General features: G+C 72.1%; 21 protein-coding genes. 6 read left to right on the top strand and 15 right to left on the bottom strand.

Annotated elements, in window-relative coordinates; all coding sequences use genetic code 11:
- Nucleotides 1–137 precede the first annotated feature (137 nt).
- The 7 genes from GH740_RS06425 to GH740_RS06395 all read right to left on the bottom strand — a co-directional run bounded on the left by GH740_RS06425 (nucleotide 138) and on the right by GH740_RS06395 (nucleotide 6,929).
- Nucleotides 138–1,079, bottom strand: coding sequence for a DUF559 domain-containing protein (locus GH740_RS06425; RefSeq protein ID WP_216644910.1), 942 nt, complete (start codon nucleotides 1,077–1,079; stop codon nucleotides 138–140).
- Nucleotides 1,080–1,299: 220 nt separating this feature from the next.
- Nucleotides 1,300–2,448 (bottom strand): mannitol-1-phosphate 5-dehydrogenase, encoded by a 1,149-nt coding sequence (locus tag GH740_RS06420; protein WP_153745252.1) that lies wholly within the window; start codon nucleotides 2,446–2,448, stop codon nucleotides 1,300–1,302.
- Nucleotides 2,445–2,885, bottom strand: coding sequence for a PTS sugar transporter subunit IIA (locus GH740_RS06415; RefSeq protein WP_153745251.1), 441 nt, complete (start codon nucleotides 2,883–2,885; stop codon nucleotides 2,445–2,447). The genes GH740_RS06420 and GH740_RS06415 overlap by 4 nt, the downstream gene beginning before the upstream one ends.
- An 83-nt stretch (nucleotides 2,886–2,968) precedes the next feature.
- Nucleotides 2,969–4,537 carry a PTS mannitol transporter subunit IICB gene (locus GH740_RS06410; RefSeq protein WP_172978318.1) on the bottom strand — a complete coding sequence of 523 codons (1,569 nt, stop codon included), beginning with the start codon at nucleotides 4,535–4,537 and terminating at the stop codon, nucleotides 2,969–2,971.
- 31 nt (nucleotides 4,538–4,568) lie between these two features.
- Nucleotides 4,569–6,251 (bottom strand): phosphoenolpyruvate--protein phosphotransferase, encoded by a 1,683-nt coding sequence (gene ptsP, locus GH740_RS06405; protein WP_153745250.1) that lies wholly within the window; start codon nucleotides 6,249–6,251, stop codon nucleotides 4,569–4,571.
- Between the two features lie 4 nt (nucleotides 6,252–6,255).
- Nucleotides 6,256–6,531: an HPr family phosphocarrier protein gene (locus tag GH740_RS06400; RefSeq protein ID WP_153745249.1), complete on the bottom strand. Its 276-nt coding sequence runs from the start codon at nucleotides 6,529–6,531 to the stop codon at nucleotides 6,256–6,258.
- Nucleotides 6,528–6,929: a PTS sugar transporter subunit IIB gene (locus GH740_RS06395; RefSeq protein WP_153745248.1), complete on the bottom strand. Its 402-nt coding sequence runs from the start codon at nucleotides 6,927–6,929 to the stop codon at nucleotides 6,528–6,530. The genes GH740_RS06400 and GH740_RS06395 overlap by 4 nt, the downstream gene beginning before the upstream one ends.
- Nucleotides 6,930–7,065: 136 nt before the next feature.
- Here GH740_RS06395 and GH740_RS06390 point away from each other — a divergent pair, with 136 nt between their 5' ends.
- On the top strand, nucleotides 7,066–8,979 hold the full coding sequence (locus GH740_RS06390) for a transcription antiterminator (protein ID WP_367640889.1): 1,914 nt from the start codon (nucleotides 7,066–7,068) through the stop codon (nucleotides 8,977–8,979).
- Between the two features lie 95 nt (nucleotides 8,980–9,074).
- Here GH740_RS06390 and GH740_RS06385 read toward each other — a convergent pair whose 3' ends face one another.
- From GH740_RS06385 to GH740_RS06375, 3 genes are all read right to left on the bottom strand, one after another.
- Nucleotides 9,075–9,659 (bottom strand): GNAT family N-acetyltransferase, encoded by a 585-nt coding sequence (locus tag GH740_RS06385; RefSeq protein WP_367640887.1) that lies wholly within the window; start codon nucleotides 9,657–9,659, stop codon nucleotides 9,075–9,077.
- A 193-nt stretch (nucleotides 9,660–9,852) separates the two neighbouring features.
- Nucleotides 9,853–11,517 (bottom strand): phospho-sugar mutase, encoded by a 1,665-nt coding sequence (locus GH740_RS06380; protein ID WP_153745247.1) that lies wholly within the window; start codon nucleotides 11,515–11,517, stop codon nucleotides 9,853–9,855.
- Nucleotides 11,517–12,347 (bottom strand): purine-nucleoside phosphorylase, encoded by an 831-nt coding sequence (locus tag GH740_RS06375; protein ID WP_153745246.1) that lies wholly within the window; start codon nucleotides 12,345–12,347, stop codon nucleotides 11,517–11,519. Before GH740_RS06375 ends, GH740_RS06380 begins: the two co-directional genes overlap by 1 nt.
- Before the next feature lie 155 nt (nucleotides 12,348–12,502).
- Here GH740_RS06375 and GH740_RS06370 point away from each other — a divergent pair, with 155 nt between their 5' ends.
- Nucleotides 12,503–13,942, top strand: coding sequence for an NAD(P)H-quinone dehydrogenase (locus GH740_RS06370; protein ID WP_153745245.1), 1,440 nt, complete (start codon nucleotides 12,503–12,505; stop codon nucleotides 13,940–13,942).
- 4 nt (nucleotides 13,943–13,946) lie between these two features.
- On the opposite strand, the gene GH740_RS06365 is transcribed toward GH740_RS06370, so the two are convergent.
- From GH740_RS06365 to GH740_RS06355, 3 genes are all read right to left on the bottom strand, one after another.
- Nucleotides 13,947–14,780, bottom strand: a complete 834-nt coding sequence (locus tag GH740_RS06365) for a hypothetical protein (RefSeq protein WP_153745244.1) — start codon at nucleotides 14,778–14,780, stop codon at nucleotides 13,947–13,949.
- 139 nt (nucleotides 14,781–14,919) lie between these two features.
- The gene (locus GH740_RS06360; protein WP_153745243.1) at nucleotides 14,920–16,686 is read right to left on the bottom strand and encodes a biotin carboxylase N-terminal domain-containing protein; all 1,767 of its coding nucleotides are present in this window, start codon (nucleotides 16,684–16,686) and stop codon (nucleotides 14,920–14,922) included.
- A 78-nt stretch (nucleotides 16,687–16,764) separates the two neighbouring features.
- On the bottom strand, nucleotides 16,765–17,412 hold the full coding sequence (locus GH740_RS06355; protein ID WP_153745242.1) for a nucleoside triphosphate pyrophosphatase: 648 nt from the start codon (nucleotides 17,410–17,412) through the stop codon (nucleotides 16,765–16,767).
- Between the two features lie 52 nt (nucleotides 17,413–17,464).
- Between GH740_RS06355 and GH740_RS06350 the strand changes: the two genes are divergently transcribed.
- Genes GH740_RS06350 through GH740_RS06335 form a run of 4 tightly spaced genes read left to right on the top strand, consistent with a single transcriptional unit; the run spans nucleotide 17,465 to nucleotide 21,800 of the window.
- Entirely contained in the window at nucleotides 17,465–18,805 is a 1,341-nt protein-coding gene (locus GH740_RS06350) for a class I SAM-dependent RNA methyltransferase (RefSeq protein WP_153745520.1), read from the top strand.
- Nucleotides 18,806–18,814: 9 nt separating this feature from the next.
- Complete coding sequence (locus tag GH740_RS06345) at nucleotides 18,815–19,477, top strand: response regulator transcription factor (protein WP_153745241.1); 663 nt, start codon at nucleotides 18,815–18,817, stop codon at nucleotides 19,475–19,477.
- The gene (locus GH740_RS14295; RefSeq protein WP_367640883.1) at nucleotides 19,474–20,727 is read left to right on the top strand and encodes a sensor histidine kinase; all 1,254 of its coding nucleotides are present in this window, start codon (nucleotides 19,474–19,476) and stop codon (nucleotides 20,725–20,727) included. Before GH740_RS06345 ends, GH740_RS14295 begins: the two co-directional genes overlap by 4 nt.
- The gene (locus GH740_RS06335; protein ID WP_153745240.1) at nucleotides 20,724–21,800 is read left to right on the top strand and encodes a hypothetical protein; all 1,077 of its coding nucleotides are present in this window, start codon (nucleotides 20,724–20,726) and stop codon (nucleotides 21,798–21,800) included. Before GH740_RS14295 ends, GH740_RS06335 begins: the two co-directional genes overlap by 4 nt.
- Before the next feature lie 299 nt (nucleotides 21,801–22,099).
- Here GH740_RS06335 and GH740_RS06330 read toward each other — a convergent pair whose 3' ends face one another.
- Both GH740_RS06330 and GH740_RS06325 read right to left on the bottom strand, forming a co-directional pair.
- The gene (locus tag GH740_RS06330) at nucleotides 22,100–22,339 is read right to left on the bottom strand and encodes an acyl-CoA carboxylase subunit epsilon (protein ID WP_153745239.1); all 240 of its coding nucleotides are present in this window, start codon (nucleotides 22,337–22,339) and stop codon (nucleotides 22,100–22,102) included.
- Complete coding sequence (locus GH740_RS06325) at nucleotides 22,336–23,931, bottom strand: acyl-CoA carboxylase subunit beta (RefSeq protein WP_367640880.1); 1,596 nt, start codon at nucleotides 23,929–23,931, stop codon at nucleotides 22,336–22,338. The genes GH740_RS06330 and GH740_RS06325 overlap by 4 nt, the downstream gene beginning before the upstream one ends.
- Nucleotides 23,932–24,051 lie beyond the last annotated feature (120 nt).

Here is a 24,051-nt window from a genome sequence, read left to right as displayed (position 1 = left end):
CATCCAACCCGCGGGATGCCGATCTGCGCCCGTGCAGTGCCCGATCGGACGGAACAGACGGAGTTCTGCGCGGTGCCGCCGTCGGCACGGGTGCTGCGGTCACACGATGCGCCGCGCGGCGCGCGCTGGCCGGAGGTTCAGGACTCCGTCACCGTCGCGCGCGCAGGCCCAAATCCCGCGGATTTCCGCACCGTCCGCGTCGTGGAAGATGAGTTCTGACCCCTCGCCCGGACGGGTGGGTGGGCCAGGACCTGCCCGAGCATGTCGACGATCTCCTCGCGGTGGTAGAGGATGTCCTCCGCGATCGGCCGAACTGTCGTGTAGCCCTGCGTGGCGGCGACGAGGTCGCGCCGTCTGTCGCGCTTCTCGTTCTCCCATCCGGCGTGATGTTCCCGGCTGTCGCACTCGATGATGAGCCATCCGTCCACGACGAAGTCCACGCGTCCGACACCCGGGATCCTGACCTGCAATTCGATATCGCATCCGAGGCCCAGAAGGATCAGCCGCATGATCGTCTCGGGACCCGACTCCGATCTCCTGTCCAAGAGCCGGCGCAGTGGACGATAGCGGCGGGGGAGGAGACCGAACACGGCGGCCACTGCGGCTTCGTCGACGAGGCCGTGGTGCCAGGCGCTGTCGAGGGTGGCGATCGCCTCGCGCAGAGGCTGGCATCGGAATGACTGGGCCAGGGCTTCGACGATATCGGCGGCGGGATGGTTGGGGTTCCGGCGCGATCGGCGCCAATGGCGGACGACGTCCGCTTCAGGGATCGGCAGTCGAGTGGCGCCGTTCTCGATCTGCACGTGCAGGCCGTGGTGAGTGTGCACGAAGACCCCGAGTGCGCTCAGCAGCGAGACACAGTCCAGACGCGCACCGAGCTTGCCGGCGCGGACCAGGGCCGGCCGGAGATCGGAGCCCACATAGCGGCCGTTGCGCAATCGGATGATCTCGCCGCCGGCGACCAGGCGCGTGATGTCGCGGCTCCGCAGTCCTCGCGCCACCAGGGCCGCCCGGCTCAGGAAGGTGGCGGGGAGGATCTCCGCCGACAGCTCACGCGGCGTCTTCTTCGCATCTGCCATCCCGCCATGACACTCGTGTCCGGCGCGTCGGGGAGGCCCGCACCCGAAATCTGTGGGCAACTCGGCGCGCCGCGGCGCCCGGGGAGGAACCGGCACGCCTGAGCATGGTGCAGTTCCTGGTTCAGAACTCATCCAGTTTCGGGCGGTCTCCGCCGAATCCGCCCGGTTTCCCGACGTCGGAGCCGGGACAGGATGAGTTCTGAACGACGGGGCGCGCCGCCTAGAGCCCGACCTGCCGGGCGGCGACGGCGTCCCGCACGGCGGGGTAGAGGGGGTGGGATGCCGCAAGGCCCATCACCTCGGTGGTGAACGCATCGGCGCCCAGCTCCCGCAGCATCCGCTGCAGGTCGACGGACTGCGCATCGGCGGGGTCGTCGAATGCCAGCGCCGCGGCCACCGCGGCCACGAGCGCCGAGGTGGGCAGGCCGCGCTCGGCGGCCTCGGCCGCCGGCCCGATGAACCGCTCGTGCCGCGACAGCTTGCGCAGCGGCTGCCGGCCCACCCGCCACACCGTGTCGGGCAGCGCCGGGTTGCGGAACCGGTCCAGGATCGTCGCCCGGTAGGCCGCGAGTTGACCGGGGTCGAGCCCGTGCTTGGCCGCCAGCAGCGCGGACGTCTCCTCCAGCGCGGCCGCCACCCGCGCCGCGATGCCCGGTTCGGCCAGCGCGTCCGAGATCCGCTCGATCCCGGCGATCGCGCCGAAGTACGCGGTCGCGGCGTGGCCGGTGTTGACGGTGAAAAGCTTCCGCTCGATGTACGGCGCGAGGTCGTCGACGAAGTGTGCGCCCGGGATGCGCGGCGGGGTGTCGCCGAACGGCGTGCGCTCGATGGCCCACTCGAAGAACGGCTCGACCGTGACATCCACCCCCGACCCCTCCGGCTGCGCGGGCACTATGCGGTCCACGGCGGTGTTGGCGAACACCGCCCGGGATGCCAGATCCGGCCACTGGTCGCCGGCGGCGCCGACGATCTCGGCGCGCAGGGTGTCGGTCGCGCCGATAGCGTTCTCGCAGGCCATCACCTGCAGCGGCGCCGCCGTGGCCGCGCGCCGGCGCAGCCCCTCCAGGATCAGCGGCGCCACGAACCGCAGGATCGTCGGGCCCACCGCCGTGGTCACCAGCTCCGCCGTCGCGACCTCGTCGGCGACGGCATCCGGCTCCTCGGCGCTGTTGAGCGCCCGGAACCCGGTGACCGTGACATCCCGGCCGGCCGCTCCCACCTCGTGCACGGTGTACGCGTCGGCCGCGCGCAGCGCGTCGACCAGCGCAGAAGCGACATCCGAGAACACGAGCTCGTAGCCGCCCTCGTGCAGCAGCAGCCCCACGAAGCCGCGGCCGATGTTGCCGGCGCCGAAGTGGACGGCCTTCATGATCCGTTGACGGTCGACAGCAGGGCGAACAGCTCCTCCGGCGTGGCGGCCGCCTTGAGTGTGGCGACCTCGTCGTCGTCGGAGAACAGGATCGCTATCTGCGACAGGATCTCAAGGTGCTCGTCGCCCTTGCCCGCGATGCCGACGACGAACGTGACCGGGTCGCCGCCCCAGTCGATGCCGCCGTCGTAGCGGACGAACGACAGCGCCGAGTCGAGGATCGCGTCCTTCGTCTCGTTCGTGCCGTGCGGGATCGCCAGCTCGTTGCCCATGTACGTGGAGACGGTCTGCTCGCGCTGCTGCATCGCGTCGTAGTACGCGCCGGTGACGGCGCCGGCGGCCTGCAGGATGTCGGCGGCCTCCCGCATCGCCTCCTCCTGCGTCGCGCCGGCGGCGTGGATGCGCACCTGCCCGGGGGTGAGGACGTCGCCTGCCATGTCTGCTCCTGTCCGTGAAGAGGATGTCCGGGGAGCCGCGGGGCCGGGGGTCTCCCACCGGCCCGACCCCGCAGCCGTCTGCGCTACGGCGTGGGCTCGTGCTGCTCGCGCACCAGCTCCACGACCTCGTCGTACTTCGGCGAGTTCATGAAGTTGTCCACCGACACGTGGATCGCGTCCGGCGCCCGGGTGCGGGCGCGGTCGGTGAGCTGGTTCTGCGTGATGATCAGGTCGGCCGATCCGTCCAGGTTCGCGATGGCCTTGTTGACCACCGTGACGCCGTCCAGGCCCGCCTTCTTGATCTTGTTGCGCAGCACGCTCGCCCCCATCGCGGACGACCCCATCCCCGCGTCGCACGCGAACACGATGCTCGTGACGGTCCGCCCGCCCACCAGCGTGTCCGCACCGGCTGCGGCCGCCTCGGTCGCGCCGTCGCGCAAGCCCGCGAGCGCGTCGGAGGACTTGCCCTTGTTCGTCTCGGTCTGGCTGATCGCCGCCTCGAACCGGTCGGTGCCCGCCGCCGCGGCGGCGAGGTCCTTCCTGCGCGAGGCCCGCAGGATGACCGCCGCGACCACGAACGTGACCGCCGCGGAGAGGATCACCGACAGGATCACGCCGACGTAGTCGGTCTGATACGTCTGGGCTATCACGGCGATGATGCTGCCCGGCGCCGCCGGTGCGCGCAGTCCGCTGTTGAACAGGACGTTCGTGGTGACGCCGGTCATGCCGCCGAGGATCAGCGCGATGATCAGCGTCGGCTTCATCAGCGCGAACGGGAAGTACACCTCGTGGATGCCGCCGATGAACTGGATGACCGCCGCGCCGGGGGCGGAGGCCCGCGCCGCGCCGATCCCGAAGATCGTGAACGCCAGCAGCAGGCCGATGCCGGGTCCGGGGTTCGCCTCGAGCAGGAACAGGATCGACTTGTGCGCCTCGCCGGAGGCCTGCTCGATGCCGAGCGGTGTCAGCACGCCGTGGTTGATGGCATTGTTCAGGAAGAACACCTTCGCCGGCTCGATCAGGATGCTCGTCAGCGGCAGCAGATGCGCGGAGACCAGCCAGTTCACCGCCGTGCTGAGCACGTTCATCAGGCCGTTGACCAGCCACGCGAGCGGGTAGAAGCCGATCACGGCCAGCACGAAGCCCCAGATGCCGGCGGAGAACATGTTCACGAGCATCTCGAAGCCCGCCTTGATTCTCCCCTCCCACAGCCGGTCCAGCCACTTCATCGTGTACGCCGCGATCGGGGCCATGATCATCGCGCCGATGAACATGTGGATCTGGCCCAGCGGCGCCGCGGTCGGGTCGGTCTTGGCGAGCTCGGCGTTGAACTGCGCGATCAGGTTGTCGGAGCCGGCGATCACGCCGAACGTCGCGATCGAGGCCACCACCGCGCCGCGCACCCCGTAGACCATGTGGCCGCCGGTGTAGGCGATCAGGATCGGCAGCAGGTAGTGGATCATCGGGCCGACGATCGTGGACAGGTCTGCGTTGGGAGTCCACCCGACGTCGATGAAGAACGCCGTGAAGATGCCCCACGCGATCAGCGCCGGGATGTTCGGCATGATCATGCCGGACAGGAATGTGCCGAAGCGCTGGATATGGACGCGTGCGCCGCCTCTCTGCGCTGCGGGTACGGACACCGTTGTCATGGCCGTGTCTCTTTCTGTGTGGTGCGCCGGCTCATGCCGACGCGGGGATGGATGCCGCGGCGCGTGCGGCCGCGCGCGCGGAGGCCGCATCCTCGGCGGCCAGGGATGTCTCGGCCACGCGCTTCGCGTCGTCGAACGAATGCTCCGTCAGAAGGGCCCGCACCGCGGCGAGGGCCGCCGGCGCCATCGACAGGGACGTGGCGCCCAGGCCCACGAGCACCAGGGCCAGCAGCGGGTCGGCGGCGGCCTCGCCGCAGATGCCGACCGGCTTGCCGGCGGCCGACCCGGCGGCGCCCACCTCGCGCACGAGCCGGAGGACGGCGGGATGCCACGGATCCTGGTACCCCGCGACGGCGCCGAGCACCCGGTCGGCGGCCATCGTGTACTGGGTCAGGTCGTTCGTGCCGATCGAGGCGAAGTCGGCGACCGCCAGCAGCCGGTCCGCCAGCAGCGCCGCGGCGGGGATCTCCACCATGACGCCGGCGGTGCGGATCCCGTGCTCGCGAGCGAGGTCTGTGAAGTACCGCGTCTCCTCGACGGTGGCGACCATCGGCGCCATCACCCACAGGTCGGCGCCCTCACCGCGGTCGCGGGTCGCGGCATCCGCCTGCGCGAGCGCGGTCAGCTGGTCGCGCAGGATGCCCTCGTGCGCGCGCAGCGCGCGCAGGCCCCGCACACCGAGGGCGGGGTTCTCCTCGTCGGCGTCGTTGAGGAACGGCAGCGGCTTGTCGGCCCCGGCATCCAGCAGCCGGACGACCACCTTCATGCCGGGGAATCCCGCCAGCAGCCGCTCGTACTCGGCCTGCTGCGCGGCCACGGTGGGCGCCGCGTCGGCGGACAGGAACAGGAACTCGGTGCGGAAAAGGCCTACGCCCTCCGCGCCCAGCGCGCGCGCGGCCCCGGCATCGGCCGGCGTGCCGAGATTGGCCAGCAGCGGGATCGCGGTGCCGTCCCGCAGTGCGCCGGGCGAGGGCGGCGAGGACGCCGTGGCGGCGTGCGCGCGGGCCCGGTCGGCGGCATCGGCCAGGTCGGCGGCGGACGGGTCCGTGGCGACGAGGCCGGCGGCGGCATCCACTATCACGGTCTGCCCGTCCGCCAGCGCTGAGGCCTCTGCCACGCCGACGACCGCGACGATCGACTTCTCGCGGGCGAGGATGGCGGTGTGCGAGGTGGGGCCGCCGTCGAGCGTGACGAGGGCGAGCACATTGCGAAGGTCGAGTACGGCGGTGTCGGCGGGGGAGAGGTCGCGGGCGACGAGGACGAACGGATGCCCGGGGTCGGGCAGGCCGGGGGCCGGGACGCCCCGCAGCCGGGCCACGACGCGCTGGGCGACGTCGTCCAGGTCGGCGGCGCGCTCGCCGAGATATCCGCCGAGTGCGGTGAGCGTGTCGCGGAACGACGCGAACGCGTCGTGCACGGCCCATTCGGCGGTGCGCCCGGCGGACAGGCGCGCGTCGATCTCCTCGATGAGGGACGGGTCCTCGGCCATCATCGCCTGCGCCTCGAGCACCTCCTGCGCGAGCCCCCCGGCGCGCTCGCCGCGTGCGCCGAGCTCGGCGGCCACGGCCGACAGCGCCTCGTGCGCCCGGGCGCGCTCCGCGTCGGCGGCGAGCGTGCTGGGCACGTTCGCCGGTGCGGGCAGCGGGTCGGCCATGCGGGCCACGGGGCCCGCGGCGACGCCGGTCCCGATCCCCACCCCGCTCAGCGTGGCCATGCCCTCACTCCGCGTCGTGGTCGGTGCGCAGCAGCTCGGCCAGCCGGTCGGCCACGCCGTCGGCATCGTCGCCGTCGGCTCCGACGGTGACCTCGTCGCCCTGCTCGATGCCCAGCGCGATCACGGCGAGGATGCTCGCGGCGTTGACGGGGTTGCCGTCGCCCTTCGCTATCGTCACCGGGATGCCGGCATCCTTGGCCGCCTGCGCGAAAAGCTTCGCGGGACGGGCGTGCAGTCCGTGGGCGGAGCCGATCCGCGTGGTCCGGGTCGCCTGGCTCATCTGTCGGTCCTCTCCTGGGCCCGCTGCCGTGGGACGGCGGTGGGTGCGGTCGGTGTCGTGGCGGCGTACGTCGGTGCCGTGGCGGCGGCGGTGCTCGGTGCCGTGGCGGCGGCGGCGATGGCCAGGGCGCGGTGTCCGTCGCGGTCGGTGAAGATGTCCTCGGGCAGCACCGCCACGCGCACGCCGCGGCGTGCGGCGTCCTGCCCGAGCTGCGCGGCATGCCCGGACAGGTGCGGGCCCAGCAGCAGCACGTCCGCGTCGTCCAGGCATGCAGGCAGGGATGACAGCGACGCCGCGCGGGCGGTGTCCGACCCGCCGTCGGCCGCTATCGCCGTGCGCAGCCGCTGCGCCACGAACGTGCTCGACGCGCCGGCGGCGCACATCACGATGATCCTCATCGATCCCTCCTGATCGTCATTGTCCCGACCCGGCGCACGGCGGGACAACCAGGTCTGTTTCCACGGGGGCGGAAACAGACCCGGCCGGTCCGGGCGTGATTGACTGGTCGCAGCATCCCGATACCGGAGGCCGCTGGTGACCAGAGCGCGACAAGACCGCCTGCTGGCGACCCTTGTGCGCACCGGCGACTGGGTGACCGCCGCGCGTCTGGCCGATGCGCTCGGGGTGACGCCGCGCAGCGTGCGGTCGTACGTGACGGCCCTGAACGGACGGGTGCCGGGCGTCGTGGTCGAGTCCGGCGCGCAGGGCTACCGGGCGGGGCCGGATGCCGGGGCCGCCCAGCGGGCGCCGGCGGCGGACGCCGGCACGCCCGGCGACCGGCTGCACACGCTCGTGCGGGCGCTCCTGGATGCCGAGGACGGCATCGACGTGCACGACGTGGCCGACACCCTGCATGTCTCGGACGCGACGGTGGAAGCGGACCTCGCACGGGTGCGGGCCCTGCTCACCGGCACGACGCTCGTGCTGGCGCGGGCGGGCTCGCGGGTGCGGCTGCACGGCGCGGAGAGCGCGCAGCGCCGGCTGCTGAGCCGGCTCGTGCACGAGGAGATGGATGCCGGGGCCTTCGATCCGCAGGCGCTGCGGCGCGCGCTCGGCGAGGGGTCGCTGGGCGCGCAGGGCCTCGGCGCGTTCGAGACGGCGCTGCGGGCGGCGCTGGTCGCGCGCGGGTACTACATCAATGAGCTCGGCATCGCCGATGTCGTGATGCACATCGGCATCGCCGCCGACCGCGTCGCGCAGGGCCGCGCGCTCGAGAGCGCCGTCGCCGCCGCCGACGAGACCGCGGACGCCGTCGCGGAGCTGGTGGCGGCGCTCGTCGAGCAGCACTTCGGGGTGCGACTGGGCGCGGGGGACCGGCAGCACCTGGCGATGCTCCTGCTGACCCGGGTGATCACCCCGGACCCGGCGGCCGCGGCACCCGGGACGAGCCTGGACCCCGCGGTGCTGGACGCGGTGCGGGACCTCGTCACGGCGGCGGCGGAGGAGTTCCTCGTCGACCTCGTGCACGAGGACTTCATCCGCCGGCTGGCCATGCACGTGCAGAACTTGCGCCGGCGCGCGGCCGAGCAGGCGTGGTCGCGCAATCCGTTGGCGCGGTCGCTGAAGTCGACGTATCCGATGATCTTCGACATCGCCGTCTCGATCGCCAGCGGCCTGGGGGAGCGGCTCGGGATGTCGCTGCCCGACGACGAGATAGCGTACATAGCGCTGCACGTGGGCGGGCGGCTGGAGCGCAGCCGCCGCGCCGAGCAGCTGCTGACCGCGACGATCGTCTGCCCGGGCTACTACGAGATGCACGAGCTGCTGCGCTCGTCCGTGGACCGGTCGCTGGGGCAGTCGATCGAGGTGGTGGACCTGCAGACCCGGCTCGACCCGGACTGGGCGGCGATCGGCACCGATCTCATCCTGTCGACGGTGGACGCGCCGCCCCTGGGCGACCGGGTGGTGCGCATCCAGCCGTTCCTCGGCGACGCCGACGTGGAGCGGGTGCAGGCCGCGGCATCCCGGATCCGGCGCGGCCGGCGGCTCGCGCGGCTGCGGCGCGAACTGGAGGGATACTTCGACGGCGCGGCATTCACGGCCGCGCTGCCGGACGAGCCGGTCGAGGCGGTGATCCGGCGCCTGGGCGGGATGCTCGTGGCGCAGGGCGTGATCGACGACGACTACGTGCAGCGCACGATCGAGCGCGAGCGGCTGTCGTCGACGGCGTTCACGGACGCGTTGGCGGTGCCGCATGCGATCGGCATGACCGCGACCCGGACCGTGATCGCGGTGGGCGTCGCGGACCGGTCGATAGCGTGGGGCGACGCGCGCGTGCAGGTGGTCGCGATGGTGGCGTTCTCGGAGGCGGACCGGGAGGCGTTCCAGACCGTGTTCGAGCAGCTGGTCGAGGTGTTCAGCGAGCGCGACTCGGTGCAGCGGATAGTGCGGCGCGCGACCGACTTCTCCTCGTTCCTGGACGAGCTCGTCGCCGTGATCGACGGGTAGCGCGCCGGCTCACCCCGCTCGGTTTGAGGCGGATCTCTGCGTTCGGTGCGGATCTCTGCAGGTTGCGGCGCACGGATGCGCCCCGAACGCGCCTGTCAGTTCCGTTCGAGCCGGGCGAGCAGGCCGCGCCGGACCGCCGACCACTCGTGCGGCAGGATGGAGTAGACGACGGTGTCGCGGAACGTGCCGTCGGGCATGATCCGGTCGTTGCGCAGCACGCCGTCCTGCTTGGCGCCGAGGCGCTCGATCGCCGCGCGCGACTGCCGGTTGTGCCAGTGCGTGCGCAGCTGTACGCAGATGGCGTCGCATGCCTGGAACGCGTGGCCGAGCAGCAGCAGTTTCGCCGCCGGGTTGACCTCGGTGTGCTGCGCCTCGATGCCCAGCCAGGTGTAGCCGATCTCGACGTGCCGGTTCGGCTGGTCGATGTGGCAGAACGTGGTCATCCCGACGATCCGGCCGGTGGCGATGCGCCGGATCGCGAACGGGTTCATGTGGCCTTCGGCCTGCCAGCGCAGCCGCGTGGCGATCTCGTCCGGCACGCCGGCGGGCGTGGGCACCGCCGTGTACCACGCGCTTTCCAGGCCGACGGCGGCATCGGCGAGGTCGCCCGCGTGCGCCGTGGTGAGCGGCTCGAGCCGGACGTGGCCGTTCTCCAGGGTGACAGGCTCGACGAATTCCACGGCACGAGCCTAGACCCGCACCTCCGCGAGGCAGCCCCGAAACCCGCGACGCAGCCCCGAAATCCGCGAGGCAGCCCCGAAACCCGCGAGGCAGCCCCGAAACCCGCGAGGCAGCCCCGAAATCCGCGAGGCAGCCCCGAAGCTGGGGGATGCCTCGCGAAGTTGGGGGATGCCTCGCGGAGAGCGCGGCGCGTTATTGCAGCGCGTCGAGCAGGGCGGTGACGGCGTCGCGCAGCGCGTCCAACCGGGCGGCGGCATCCCGCGCGGAGTCCCCGCGCACGTCGAGGTACGCCTTGAGCTTCGGCTCGGTGCCCGAAGGACGCACGATGACGCGTGCGCCCCCGGCGACGCGCAACCGCAGGACGTCCGCGGGCGGCAGGCCATCCCGCCCGTCGCGGAAGTCCTCGACGGCGTCCACCGCGGCATCCCCGAGCCGCTCCGGAGCCGACGCGCGCAGCGCCGCCATGATCCGGCCGATCACGGCGACATCGTCGACGCGGATCGAGATCTGGTCGCTCGCGAACGCGCCGAACATGCCCGCGAACTCGTCCAGCAGGCCGGCGAGCGTCCGCCCGCCGGCGCGCGCCTCGGCGGCGAGCTGCAGGATGGCGACGGCCGCCGAGATCCCGTCCTTGTCGCGCACGGTGTCGGGATTCACGAGGTAGCCGAGGGCCTCCTCGAATCCGTACACGATCCCCGGCGCCCGCGAGATCCACTTGAACCCGGTGAGCGTTGCGGCGAAGTCCATGCCGTAGTGCCCCGCGACCGCCTCCAGGCCCGGCGAGGACACGAGTGAGCAGGCGAGGGTTCCGCCGGCGGCATCCCGGGCCGCGCGCCAGCCCAGCAGCAGCCCGACCTCGTTCCCGGTGAGCCGCCGCCATCCGCCCTCCGCGCCGGGGGACGGGATGCCGACCGCGAGACGGTCCGCGTCCGGGTCGTTCGCGATGACGAACTCCGCATCCGCCTCCCGCGCGGTCTGGAACGCCAGACCCATCGCCCCGGGCTCCTCCGGGTTCGGGAAGGCCACGGTCGGGAACGCGCCGTCCGGCTCGATCTGCGCGGTCACGGTCGTCGGCTGCGGGTACCCCGCCGACTCGAGCACGCGCGACATCGTCTCCCACCCGACGCCGTGCATCGCCGTGTACACCCAGCGCAGGCCCGTCGCTCCCGCCGGCGCCGGTCCCACAGCCGCGGTCGCCGCGACGTAGTCGTCGACCAGGCTCTCCGCAGCGGTCTCGTACGCGGTCGAGCGCGGCAGCTCACTGACGCTCAGCTCGTCGGCCACCCGCTGGATGTGCGCGGCAATCTCGCTGTCGGCGGGCGCGACGATCTGCGAACCGTGGTCGCTGCCGCCGAGGTACACCTTGTACCCGTTGTCGTCGGACGGGTTGTGGGATGCCGTCACCATGACGCCCGCGTCGGCACCGAGGTGCCGCACGGCGAATGCAAGGACCGGTGTCGGCAGCAGGCGCGGCAGCAGGATGGCGCGCAGGCCGGCGCCCGCGAACAGCTCGGCGGAGTCGATAGCGAAAGCGCGCGAGTTGCGGCGCCCGTCGTAGCCGATCACGACGGTGGGGGCGGCATCCGGGCCGCCCTTCTCGTTCAGATACGCGGCGAATCCGGCGGCGGCCTGGGCGACGAGGACGCGGTTCATGCGGTTGCTGCCCGCCCCGAGCCGACCGCGCAGGCCCGCCGTGCCGAACCCGAGACGCCCGCGGAACCGGTCGGCCACGTCGGCCGCGGCATCCACATCGCCTGCGGTCGCGCGATCGAGCAGCTCGCGCAGCTCGGCGCGCGTCTGCGGGTCGGGGTCCTGCGCAAGCCAGGCCTGCGCGCGGGCGGCGAGTTCGGCGTCCATCAGATCGCCTCGACGACCCGCGCGAGCAGCTGCGAGATCACCGGTTCGGCGGCGCGCCCGGCATCGAGCACCTCGTCGTGGCTGAGGGGCGTCTCCTGGATGCCGGCGGCGAGGTTCGTGATGAGTGAGAAGCCGAGGACCTCCATGCCCGCCTCGCGCGCCGCGATAGCCTCGAGCGCCGTGGACATTCCGACGATGTCACCGCCGATGATGCCGGCCATGCGCACCTCCGCCGGCGTCTCGTAGTGCGGGCCGCGGAACTGGCAGTACACCCCCTCGGGCAGCGACGGGTCGACCGTGCGTGCGATGCCGCGCAGCCGCCGCGAGTACAGATCGGTGAGGTCCACGAACGTGGCGCCTTCCAGCGGCGAGTCGGCGGTGAGGTTGATGTGGTCGCTGATCAGCACGGGACGCCCCGGCGTATACGTGCGGTTCACGCCGCCGGCGCCGTTCGTGAGCACCATCACGGTCGCGCCGGTCGCCGCCGCGGTGCGCACCGAGTGCACGACGCGGCGCACGCCGTGGCCCTCGTAATAGTGGGTGCGGGCGCCGATCACGAGGATCCGCTTGCCGGATGGGGTGAGGATGCTGCGCAGCGTGCCGACGTGACCCTCCAGCGCGGGGTGGCTGAATCCGGTGACCTCGGTGGCGGGGATCGTGGCGATCGTCTCGCCCACGACCTCCGCGGCCTTCCCCCAGCCGCTGCCGAGCGTGAGGGCGATGTCGTGCCGTCCGACGCCGGTCAGGTGTGCGATGTCGGCGGCGGCGGTGCGGGCGATCTCGAACGGGTCTGCGGCCGGATCGTCCAGCGGATTGTCCATCTCGTGCATCCCCCCACGGTAGCCCGGGCCGCCCCTCGCCCGCGAGGCAGCCCCGAACTCCGCGAGGCAGCCCCGAACTCCGCGAGGCAGCCCCGAAGCCCGCGAGGCAGCCGCGAACTTAGGGGATGCCTCGGCGGGAGGGCGGGCCTGAGAGAATGGGTTCCATGTCGTTGAGCTTCGAGCGCACCCAGTCCGTCGCCGTCCTCGGCGGGGGGCCGGGCGGATACGAGGCCGCCCTCGCAGCCGCCCAGCTCGGGGCCGAGGTCACGCTCGTCGAGCGCGCCGGCGTCGGCGGATCGGCCGTCATCACCGACGTCGTTCCGTCGAAGAGCCTTATTGCCACCGCCGACGCGGCGGTGGCAATAGCGCAGGCATCCGACCTCGGCGTCCAGCTGTTCGCGAAGGGCGCGCACGGCAAGCCACTCAAGCCCGAGATCGCCATAAACCTCGCGGCCGTCAACCACCGCCTGCTCTCACTCGCGCGGCAGCAGTCCGACGACATGCGCGCGGCCCTGGTCGATGCCGGCGTCCGCATCATCTCCGGGCATGGACGTCTCGAGGGAAGCAACGCCATCGTGGCCGCCACCGCCCACGGCGGCACCGACTTCGACCGCATCGAAGCCGACACGCTCGTCGTGTCGGTGGGCGCGGCCCCCCGCGAGCTCCCGTCGGCGCTGCCGGACGGCGACCGCATCCTCACCTGGACCCAGCTGTACGACATGAAGGCTTTGCCGCCGCACCTCATCGTCGTGGGTTCCGGCGTCACCGGCGCCGAGTTCGCCGGCGCGTACATGAACCTCGGCGCGAAGGTGTCGCTTGTCTCCAGCCGCGAGCGCGTGCTGCCGGGGGAGGACAAGGATGCCGCGGCCGTCCTCGAGAAGGTCTTCAAGCGCGGTGGCATGCAGGTGCTGTCGAAATCCCGCGCGGAGAAGGTCGTGAACACCGGCGACGGCGTCGAAGTCACGCTCTCCGACGGCCGCGTGATCACCGGCAGCCACTGCCTGATGGCGGTGGGCTCGATCCCCAACACGAAGCACATCGGCCTGGAAGAGGCCGGCATCCAGATGACCGAGTCGGGGCACATCCAGGTCAACCGCGTCGCACGCACCTCGGTGCCGAACATCTACGCGGCCGGCGACTGCACCACGTTCGTGCCCCTGGCATCCGTCGCCTCGATGCAGGGCCGCACCGCGGTGTTCCACGCGCTCGGCGACGTCGTCATCCCGCTCGAGCGGCGCCGGATCGCCTCGAACATCTTCACCGCCCCCGAGATCGCCACCGTCGGCTGGCAGGAGGCGGATGTCGACGCCGGCCTCATCAACGGGGTCGTGCACAAGCTGCCGCTGGCGGCGAATCCTCGCGCGAAGATGATGGGCACCAAGGACGGCTTCGTCAAGGTCATCGCCCGCTCCGGCAGCGGCACGGTGATCGGCGGTGTGATCGTCGCACCGAAGGCGTCGGAGCTCATCTACCCGGTGGCCGTCGCCGTCGAGCGCCGTCTCACCGTCGACCAGCTGTCACGGGTCTTCGCGGTGTATCCGTCCCTGTCGGGGAGCATCACGGACGCGACCCGCGCGATGCACCAGATCCACGTCGGCGGCTGATCGCTCACGGCCCGAGCGGGTGATAGCCCGGATCGACGCGGACCAGGAATGCGCCGGGCGTGCCGTGGCTGTCCAGGCGCATCGAGATTCCGGACCGGTCTGTGGTCAGCTCCAGCAGCGCCGTGACCGGGCACACGATGTCCGTCGTCAGCGCGGGTGACGCGTCGACGCTTCCGCCGTTGCGACTTTCGTCCAGGCCGGCGAGCGTGACCGTGACGGTGGCCTCGCCCGCGCACGTGACCGTGACGCGGTGATGGCCTGCGGGAACCGAGGCATCCGAGCTCTGGAAGACCCCGGAGGCGGCGAACGATCCGGAGTACGCGGCAGACGCCGGGATCCGCCCGAGCTCATTGTCGAAGTACCCGTCCCAGACGTCGCCCGGGGCTGCCGCGCCTTCGACGATGACAAGTGCCGCGGTCTCTGCCCGCGATATCGCATACAGCGTGACCGAGGTCGCCGGGAAGCGGGATGCCGGTGCCAGCGGGATCAGGTGATCCGTCCGATCGCACGGGACGAGCCCGCGCAACGCCGCATGGTCCGTCCCGCCGGTGATCCGCGCGTCGATCTGGATCATCGCTCCGCCGTAGCAGCGCACTCGCAGATCCGTGACCGTCGAGGCCGCGAAAGAGAGGCCGGTCTCGGCAGAGCTCGAGGTCCCGTCGGTGCCGACCACGGCGAGCCCCAGCGATCCTCGCGCGAATTCGGCATGGAACTGCGTGTCGGCCCATGCGTACGCGACGTCGGCGTCGAAGCCCCGCGTGGGGGCGCACGCCGCCGCGGACAGGCAGACGGCGAGCAACACGGCCGCGGTGAGCCCACGGCGCGCAAGGATCCCCATGTGTCGACCCTAGCCACGAGCGTCGCCTCCGCGCCGGCGTTTCAGTCGTCGCAAAGTGCGGGTTCGTGGCCTCCCAGGTCGCATTTCGTGACGACCGAACGGGATGCCGCGCCGCGCTGCGACCGAGCGGGATGCCGCGCTACGAGATCGTCAGCAGCTGATGCCCCGCCGACACGGTCGAGCCGGGGGTCGCGTCGATGCCGCCGATCACGCCGTCCTTGTGCGCCTGGATCGGCTGCTCCATCTTCATCGCCTCGAGCACGACGACCAGGTCGCCCTTGACGACCGGCTGCCCCTCCTCGACGGCGACCTTGACGACCGTCGCCTGCATCGGCGATTTCACGGCATCGCCGGAGGCGCCCATCGCGGCGGCGGACGAGTGCGCGCGGCGCGTTGGCGGCGCCACGGCGGGGCGGCCGGCGGCCACCGGAGCGGCCGCGATGCGGTCGGGCAGGCTGACCGCCAGGCGCTTGCCGGCGACCTCGACCACGACGGTGTGCCGCGTCTCGACGTGCTCGGGGTCGGCGACCTCGCCGTCCCACGGCGGGATGTCGTTCACGAACTCGGTCTCGATCCACCGCGTGTACACGCCGAACACGCCGTCCGGGGCGGTGAACGCCGGGTCGCGCACGACCTTGCGGTGGAACGGCAGCACCGTGGGCAGCCCGCCCACCTCGAACTCGTCCAGCGCGCGCCGTGCCCGCTCCAGGGCCTCGGCGCGGTCGCGGCCGGACACGATGATCTTCGCCAGCAGCGAGTCGAACGTCCCGCCGACGACATCCCCGGCCGTGACGCCCGAATCCAGGCGGATCCCGGGCCCCCCGAACGTCTTGAACACCTTGATCGGGCCGGGCTGCGGGAGGAAGCCGCGCCCCGGGTCCTCGCCGTTGATGCGGAACTCGAACGAGTGCCCGAGCGGAGCCGGATCGTCGTAGTCGAGGATGCCGCCCTCGGCGATCCGGAACTGCTCGCGCACGAGGTCCAGGCCGGTGACCTCCTCGGAGACCGGGTGCTCGACCTGCAGACGGGTGTTCACCTCGAGGAACGACACCGTGCCGTCCGCCCCGATGAGGAACTCGCATGTGCCCGCGCCGACGTAGCCGACCTCCCGCAGGATCGCCTTGGACGACGTGTACAGGACGTCGCGCTGCGCGTCGGTGAGGAACGGCGCCGGCGCCTCCTCGACGAGCTTCTGGTTGCGCCGCTGCAGCGAGCAGTCGCGCGTGGACACCACGACGACGTTGCCGGCGGTGTCCGCGAGGCACTGCGTCTCGACGTGGCGCGGCTTGTCCAGGTATTTCTCGACGAAGCACTCGCCGCGGCCGAACGCCGCGACGGCCTCGCGGGTGGCCGACTCGAACAGCTCGGCGATGGTGTCCATCTCGCGGGCGACCTTCAGCCCGCGCCCGCCGCCGCCGTACGCGGCCTTGATCGCCACCGGCAGCCCGTGCGCCTGCGCGAAAGCGACGACCTCGTCGGCGCCGGACACGGTGCCCTGCGTGCCGGGCGCCAGCGGCGCCCCGACCTTCTCGGCCACGTGGCGGGCGGTGACCTTGTCGCCGAGCGCCTCAATGGCCTCCGGGGAGGGGCCGATCCAGACCAGGCCCGCGCCGATCACGGCGCGCGCGAACTCGGCGTTCTCGGCGAGGAACCCGTACCCGGGGTGCACCGCGTCTGCGCCCGAGCGGCGGGCGATCGAGAGGATCTTGTCGATCGACAGATACGTCTCCGCGCTCGTGGCGCCCTCCAGGGCGTACGCCTCGTCGGCGAGCTTGGCGTGCAGGGCGTCCCGGTCCTGGTCGGCGTAGACGGCGACCGACGCCTTCCCGCTGTCACGGGCGGCACGGATGACACGGACGGCGATCTCGCCGCGGTTCGCGATGAGCACCTTGGCGATTTCAGGCATGGTGTTCAGCCTACCCAGCCGATTTCGGCCGCTTTTGACTGCACCGCACAAGAAACCCGCGCTTTTATGTGCAGGCATCTACGAGGACGTCCACGTATCCGGCCACCCCACCCCGAGGCTGCGCACGAGCCGGCGCAGCGTGGACAGCGACATCCCGACCACCGTGGAGGGGTCGCCGTCGACCCGCTCGATGAACGCACCGCCGAGGCTGTCGACAGTGAAAGCGCCCGCGACCAGGAGCGGCTCGCCGGTGGCGACGTACGCGTCGATCTCGTCGTCGGTGACGTCGGCGGCGAACGTGACGGATGCCTCGGCCACGGCGTGCGCCTCGACGGGGGCAGCGCCCGGGGTCAGCCGGAACACGCTGTGCCCGGAGTGCAGGACGCCGGTGCGGCCCCGCATCTCGCGCCACCGCTGCGTCGCAGTCTCCGGCGTGTACGGCTTGCCGAGGATCCGCCCGTCCAGAACGAACATCGAATCGCCGCCGATCACGACGCCGTCGAACCCAGGGTCGTCGGCGGCGATGCGGGATGCCACGTCCGCCGCCTTGCGGCGCGCCAGCAGCAGCACGTACTCCTCCGGCTCCAGCATCCGGCCCTCCGCGGACTGGACGGCCGACACTATCGCCTCCTCATCCACGTCGGGCGCCATCGTCTGCGGATCGATGCCGGCCTGCCGCAGCAGCATGAGACGGGCGGGGGAGGTGGAGGCCAGGCACACACGCATGGCTCCACGGTAGCGGCGGCGGTCGGTCAGGCAGGTGTGGAACGATCGGATGATGCAACCGGGCGACCAGGTCGAACTCGACATCACCGCCGTCGCCCATGGGGGCGTCTTCGTGGGGCGGCACGAGGGGCGGGTCGTCTTCGTGCCCGACACGCTCCCCGGCGAACGCGTGCGCGTGCAGCTCACCCAGACCGGGGAGAAGTCGTTCTGGCGGGGCGAGGCGCTGGAGGTTCGGGATGCCTCACCACACCGCCGCGCGCATGTGTGGCGCGCCGCCGACATCGACACGCCGCCCGAGCGCCGGCCCGGCGGCGCGGACTTCGGGCACATCGACCTCACCCACCAGCGCACGCTGAAGCTCGATGTGCTGCAGGACGCCCTGGCACGGATGGGCGGGCTCGACGTGACGCCGGAGATGGTCCCGGTGCCTGGCGACGACGAGCGTGACGGCCTGCGCTGGCGCACCCGCGTGAGCCTGCACGTGGACGAGGAAGGCCGCATCGGCCCGTACGCCGCGCGCAGCCACACCGTGATCCCCGTCGACGACCTGCCGCTCGCGGTCGCTCCGATCGAGCGGCTCGCCGCCACCGTGCACGCATCGGCTCCCGGCCGCATCGATCTGGTCCGGCCCGCGGACGGGCGCGTGCGCATCGTCCCGCGCCCCGCCGAGCGACGCCGGCAGCCCGTGCGGCGCCGTGGCGGACGCCGACCCGACGAGACGGAGCGGCGCGCCGCCCAGGCGGTGGCCGCCCGCGTCAAGCACGCCGACGAGGCGGCGCGCGAGGTCGTCATGGAACGGGTCGGCGACCGCGATTTCCGCGTCGATGCCGGCGGCTTCTGGCAGGTGCACGACCGCGCCGCGGCCACGCTCACGGGGCTCGTCACCGCGGCGCTCCCGGACGCACTCGACCCGGAGGCGCTGCACCTGGACCTGTACGGCGGCGTCGGCCTTTTCGCCACCGTGCTCGGCGGGCTCGCGGGCCGCGCGGCGCGGATGGTGAGCGTCGAGTCGGACGCCCGCGCCACCGAGCACGCGGGCGAGAATCTCGCCGAGTGGGTCGGAGCGCGCGCCGAGACATCCCGCGTCGACCGCTGGCTCGCGCAGCTGCGCGCCACGGCGTCGCCGCGCGAACTGCAGCGGCTGCGCGACGGCGCCGTGATCCTGGACCCGCCGCGCTCCGGCGCCGGCGCCGCGGTGGTGCGCGACATCGCCGCGCTGGCCCCGGCATCCGTCGTCTACGTCGCCTGCGACCCGATCGCCCTGGCCCGCGACCTGAAGACGTTCCGCGAGGCCGGATACGAGGCGTCCGCCGTGACGGCCGTGGACCTGTTCCCGAACTCGCACCACATCGAGGCCGTGGCGGCGCTCACCCCCGTCGCGGGGTCACGCTAGCCTGAGGTCATGACCCATGTGGCGCTGATCGACGATCACGAGTCCGTCCGGCTCGGGCTCGAGGCCGCCTGCGCGCGCGCCGACGGGATGGATGTCGTGTTCTCCGGCAGTTCGGTCACCGCCTACATCGACTGGCGCGCCGTGAACGCCGCCCTGCCCGCCGACGTCGTGGTGCTCGACCTGACGCTCGGCGACGGCACGACCGTGACCGAGAATGTGCAGCGGCTCGCATCCGACGGCTCCAGCGTCATCATCCACAGCGTCGCCGACCGCCCCGCGGCGGTGCGCGAGGCCCTCGCCGCCGGCGCCGCCGGCATCGTCAGCAAGGCGTCGCCGATCGACGAGGTGATCGCCGCGGTGCAGGCCGTCGCCCACGGCGAGCCGCTGAACAACGTGGAATGGGCCAGCGCCGTGGACGGCGACCAGGCGTTCGCGGACGCGCAGCTGTCGGCGCGCGAGCGCGAGGTGCTGCGCCTGTACGCGACGGGCCTGCCACTGAAGGTGGTCGCCGACCGGCTGGGCATCGCGTACTCCACCGCGAAGGAGAACATCAACCGCGTCCGGGTCAAGTACGTCGACGTGGGCCGTCCCGCCCCGACGAAGGTCGACCTGCTGCGCCGTGCCGTCGAGGACGGCATCCTGACCCCGATCGAGGATGCCGGCGATCAGTGACACCGCCCCCTGACACCGAGCGGGCCCCCCTCGCCGACGCCTGGGGACGACTCCCGCAGTCGTCCGAGGGGGTCGCTCGTCTCGGCTCGTTCACGCGGGCCCGTGTCGAGCGGATCATCGGGATCGTCATCGCCGTGGGGTGCGTGGCGCTCGGTGCGCAGGGGTTCTTCGCCGCCCTGGACCCGGGCGTGGAGGCGCCGGGCTGGCATCCGGCGATGGAGATGATCGTCTTCATCCCGTACCTCGTGATGCTGGTGGCCTGTTTCATCGGCCGCGGCGTGCGCCTTTTCGCGGGGGTGTTCGTCGTGTTCTTCACCGGCGCGCTCGTGCTGTGGCCGGTGGCCACCAGCGGAGTGCCGATCGCCGGCGGGGCGGAGCCCTGGATCTTCTTCCTTCTGAACATCGGCACCGCGGCGTCCGTGCTCAGCTTCCCGCTGCGGCTGCAGGTGATCACCACCATCGTCATCCCCGTGCTGTGGGGGGTCGTCCGGCTGACGCAGACCGGGTTCGCGCCTGCGTACCTGGTCCCGGTCCCGGTGGACGTGTCGTTCGCCCTGATCCTGGGCGGCATCATCGTCGTGCTCGGGTGGGTGTTCCGCACCGTTGCGGCGAACGTGGATGCCGCCCGCGCGGCCGCCGTCGCGTCGTACGCGTCTGCGGCGGCCGCCGACGCGACGGAGCAGGAGCGGGTGGCTGTCGGCGCGCTCATGCACGACAGCGTGCTGGCGGCGCTGCTGGCGGTGGAGCGCGCGCACAGCGACCGCGAGCGGACCCTGGCGGTCGGGATGTCGCGCGAGGCGCTGACCCGGCTCGCGAACGCCGAGCGCGACGCGAGCATGGGGTCGGAGGCACCGGTGGCGGCCGACACGATAGCGCGTGAGATCGAGACGTCCGCCGCGGAACTCGGCCATCCGCTGCGCGTCGAACGCGTGCACACGACCGACGTGCGCCTGCCCGGCGTGGTGGCCCGGGCGCTGACGCTGGCCGCCGCGCAGGCGATAGCGAACGCCATCCAGCACGCGGGCGCCGCCGGCCTGAGGGTGAGTGTGGCGTGCGAGGCGGACCCCGTGCAGGTCGCCGTCCGCGTGCGCGACGGAGGCCCGGGGTTCGACCTGCACGCGATCCCCGACGACCGGCTCGGCATCCGCGGGTCCATCATCGCGCGGGTCGCCGCCGTGGGCGGGCGCGCGAGCATCGACTCCAGCCCCGACGGCACGCAGGTGACGCTGGAGTGGGCGGAGGGCGCATGAAGGTGAGGGGCAGCGTCCAGGGCATGCTCACGGTGCTCGGGGCCGCGTTCGCGCTGTACCTGTCCGTGCGCGGCCTGGTCTGGGCCGGCGGCACCGTCGACCACCCCGTCGTGATGGTGCTGGTGGCGTTCGTCTACCTCGCTGCCGCCGCGCTCGCGCTCGTGGTGGACGGGACCCCGGCCCCCGCACCCGCGGAGACCGACGACGCCATGATGTCCACGGGGCGGGGCGGTCCCACGCCCCTGCCGCTGTGGGTGTGCGCGGTCGCCCTCGTGGTGGCACTGGCGATGCCGACCGCGGTCGTGTACTGCGTAGGCGACGACTCGCGCACGACGTCCTACGGCACCTGGTACGTGGGGGCGATCGGCCTGCTGATGACGATGGTCATGGTCCGCCGCCGGCCACTGGTGGCCTGGATCGGCCTCATCCTGCTGGGCGTGTCCACGATGATCTGGATCGGCCCGCTCGCGGCGCTCACGTTCGGGCTCGTGGGCTCGGTGATGTGGGTGGTGGCCGCACAGCTGCTGCTGCTGTCGATGGACCGCGCCGCGCGTGACGCCGCCCGGCTCGCGCAGTTGCAGCGGACCGCGTCGGCGTGGCGGGCGGCGCAGCTCGGGCGGCAGCGCGAGCGGCGCGTGCAGGTGCAGCGAGCCCTCGCGGTGGCCGGTCCGATCCTGTCCCGCGCCATCGAGCAGTCCGGGGATCTCGACGAGCGGGAGCGCGTCGAGGCCCGGATCGCCGAGGGACAGCTGCGCGACGAGCTGCGCGGCGCCCGGCTGCTGGACGACGGGGTGCGCGCCGAGCTGGATGCCGCGCGCCGGCGCGGCGCGACGGTGTCGGTGCTGGACGAGGGGGGCCTGGACGGCCTGACCGGGACGCAGCTCGCCCAGATCCGCGCGAATCTGGCTGCGGCCCTGCGCGAGGCGGACTCGGATCGCCTGTTCATCCGCGCCTCCACCCACCCGCAGGTCGCGGTGACGGTGGTGGGCCGGTCGGCGGCCGGCGGCGCGCTCACCGACGAGGACAGCGTGGACCTGTGGCGCGAGATCCCGCGCCCGCCCGCCGCGGACTGACCGCGGCATCCCGGCTCAGCCCGTGACATCCCGCGGCGTCGTGCGCGGAGGCGAAGAGAGAGGCGAGGGGCGGCGAAGCCGCCCGCCCCTCGCCTGGTGGACGGTTACCCGAAAACCATCCACGGTGGCCGAACCTGAGCTCGTCTACCCTGGACGAGCCGGCCAGCCGAACGCAGAAGCGTTCCAGCACCTCAAGTATCCGTCAGCGCGCCCGGAAAATCTGTAGGCATTTTGGGGGACATTTACGCGCGTAATTTCTCCAGGAGAAACCCGGCGAAAACCGCGTCGCGCACGGGCCGTCAGCCGGCGAATCCGCCCCAGCCGAACTCGCGCCGCAGCGGCTCGCGCAGGCTCCGCGCGGTGAGGTCCCAGGCGCTCCGGGAGGGCTCGTCGGCCGCCGTGGCCGCCGCCTCCTGGGACGAATACTCCTCGCTGACAACGGCGATCAGCGCGGCCAGCTCCTCATCGGTGGGAGTGCCGCGCACCACCTCGATCCGCAGCGGCTCGTCGGCCGCCGCGTCCGCCTGCGCCGCGCTCATAGCGGGATGTTACCGTGCTTCTTCGCGGGCAGACTTGCCCGCTTCCCGCGCAGCGCCCGCAGCGATTTGGCGATGAAAACGCGGGTCTGCGCGGGCTCCAGGATGCTGTCGAGCTCGCCGCGCTCGGCGGCCAGGAACGGGGATGCCACGTTGTACGTGTACTCGTTCGCGAGCCGCGCGCGCACGGCGGCGACATCCTCCCCGGCCTCCGCGGCGCGCTTGAGCTCGCCGCGGTACAGGATGTTCACGGCGCCCTGCCCGCCCATCACGGCGATCTCCGCGGTGGGCCATGCGACGTTCACGTCGGCGCCCAGCTGCTTGGACCCCATCACGATGTAGGCCCCGCCGTACGCCTTGCGGAGGATCACGGTGACCAGCGGCACGGTGGCCTCGGCATACGCGTAGAGCAGCTTCGCGCCGCGGCGGATGACGCCCGTCCATTCCTGGTCGGTGCCGGGCAGGTATCCGGGCACGTCGACGAGGGTCACGATCGGCACGCTGAACGCGTCGCAGAACCGCACGAAGCGGCTCGCCTTCTCACCCGCGTCGATGTTCAGGGTGCCCGCCATCTGGTTCGGCTGGTTCGCGATGATGCCGACCGTGCGGCCCTCGACGCGGCCGAAGCCCACGACGATGTTCGGCGCGAACAGCGGCTGCACCTCGAGGAAGTCGCCCGCGTCCACGATCCGCTCGATCACCAGGTGGATGTCGTACGGCTGGTTGGGGGAGTCCGGGATCACCGTGTTCAGGGCGCGGTCGGAGTCGGTGGTCTCCCATTCGAACGCGCTCTCGTACACCGGCAGCTCGGCCATGTTGTTGTCGGGGAGGAAGCCGAGCAGACCGCGGACGTAGTCGATCGCGTCGTCCTCGTCGTCGGCCAGGTAGTGCGCGACGCCGGAACGGGTGTTGTGCGTGTACGCGCCGCCGAGCTCCTCCATCCCGACGTCCTCGCCGGTGACGGTCTTGATCACATCCGGTCCGGTGACGAACATCTGGCTGGACTTGTCGACCATCACGACGAAGTCGGTGAGGGCGGGGGAGTACACGGCGCCGCCGGCGGCCGGGCCCATGATGATCGAGATCTGCGGGATGACGCCGGAGGCGGCGGTGTTCAGGCGGAAGATCTCGCCGTACTTGCCGAGCGCGACCACGCCCTCCTGGATCCGGGCGCCGCCGGAGTCGAGGATGCCGACGATCGGGATGCCGCTGCGCAGCGCGAGCTCCATGACCTTGATGATCTTCTCGCCGGCGACCTCGCCCAGCGACCCGCCGAACGTGGAGAAGTCCTGCGCGTAGACGGCGACGGTGCGGCCGTGGATCGTGCCGACGCCGGTGACGACGGAGTCGCCGTAGGGGCGTGCCCTGTCCATGCCGAACGCGGTCGTGCGGTGCCGCACGTACTCGTCGATCTCGGTGAACGAGCCCTTGTCCAGCAGCATGTCGATGCGCTCGCGCGCCGTCAGCTTGTGCTTCGCGTGCTGCTTCGTCTGCGCCGTCGCCTCGGCGTCGACCACGGCCTGCTGGAAGCGGGCGCGCAGGTCGGCGATCTTGCCGGCGGTCGTGGTCAGGTCCGGTTCCGTCACGCATTCCACCCTAACGACCGCCGCCAGCCGCCGGTTGGAGGCCGCGCACAAGCAGACCCGCCATTCACTGTGGGAGTCGCACGGGCGCGGCATCCCGTACCCTGCCCGCCCCTGCCGAGCGGAGGGCCT

The sequence above is a fragment of the Microbacterium sp. SYP-A9085 genome, assembly GCF_009649635.1.
GTDB lineage: Bacteria > Actinomycetota > Actinomycetes > Actinomycetales > Microbacteriaceae > Microbacterium.
The sequence above is the reverse complement of the archived record's forward strand: the minus strand, read 5'-3'. Positions and strand labels throughout refer to the sequence as shown.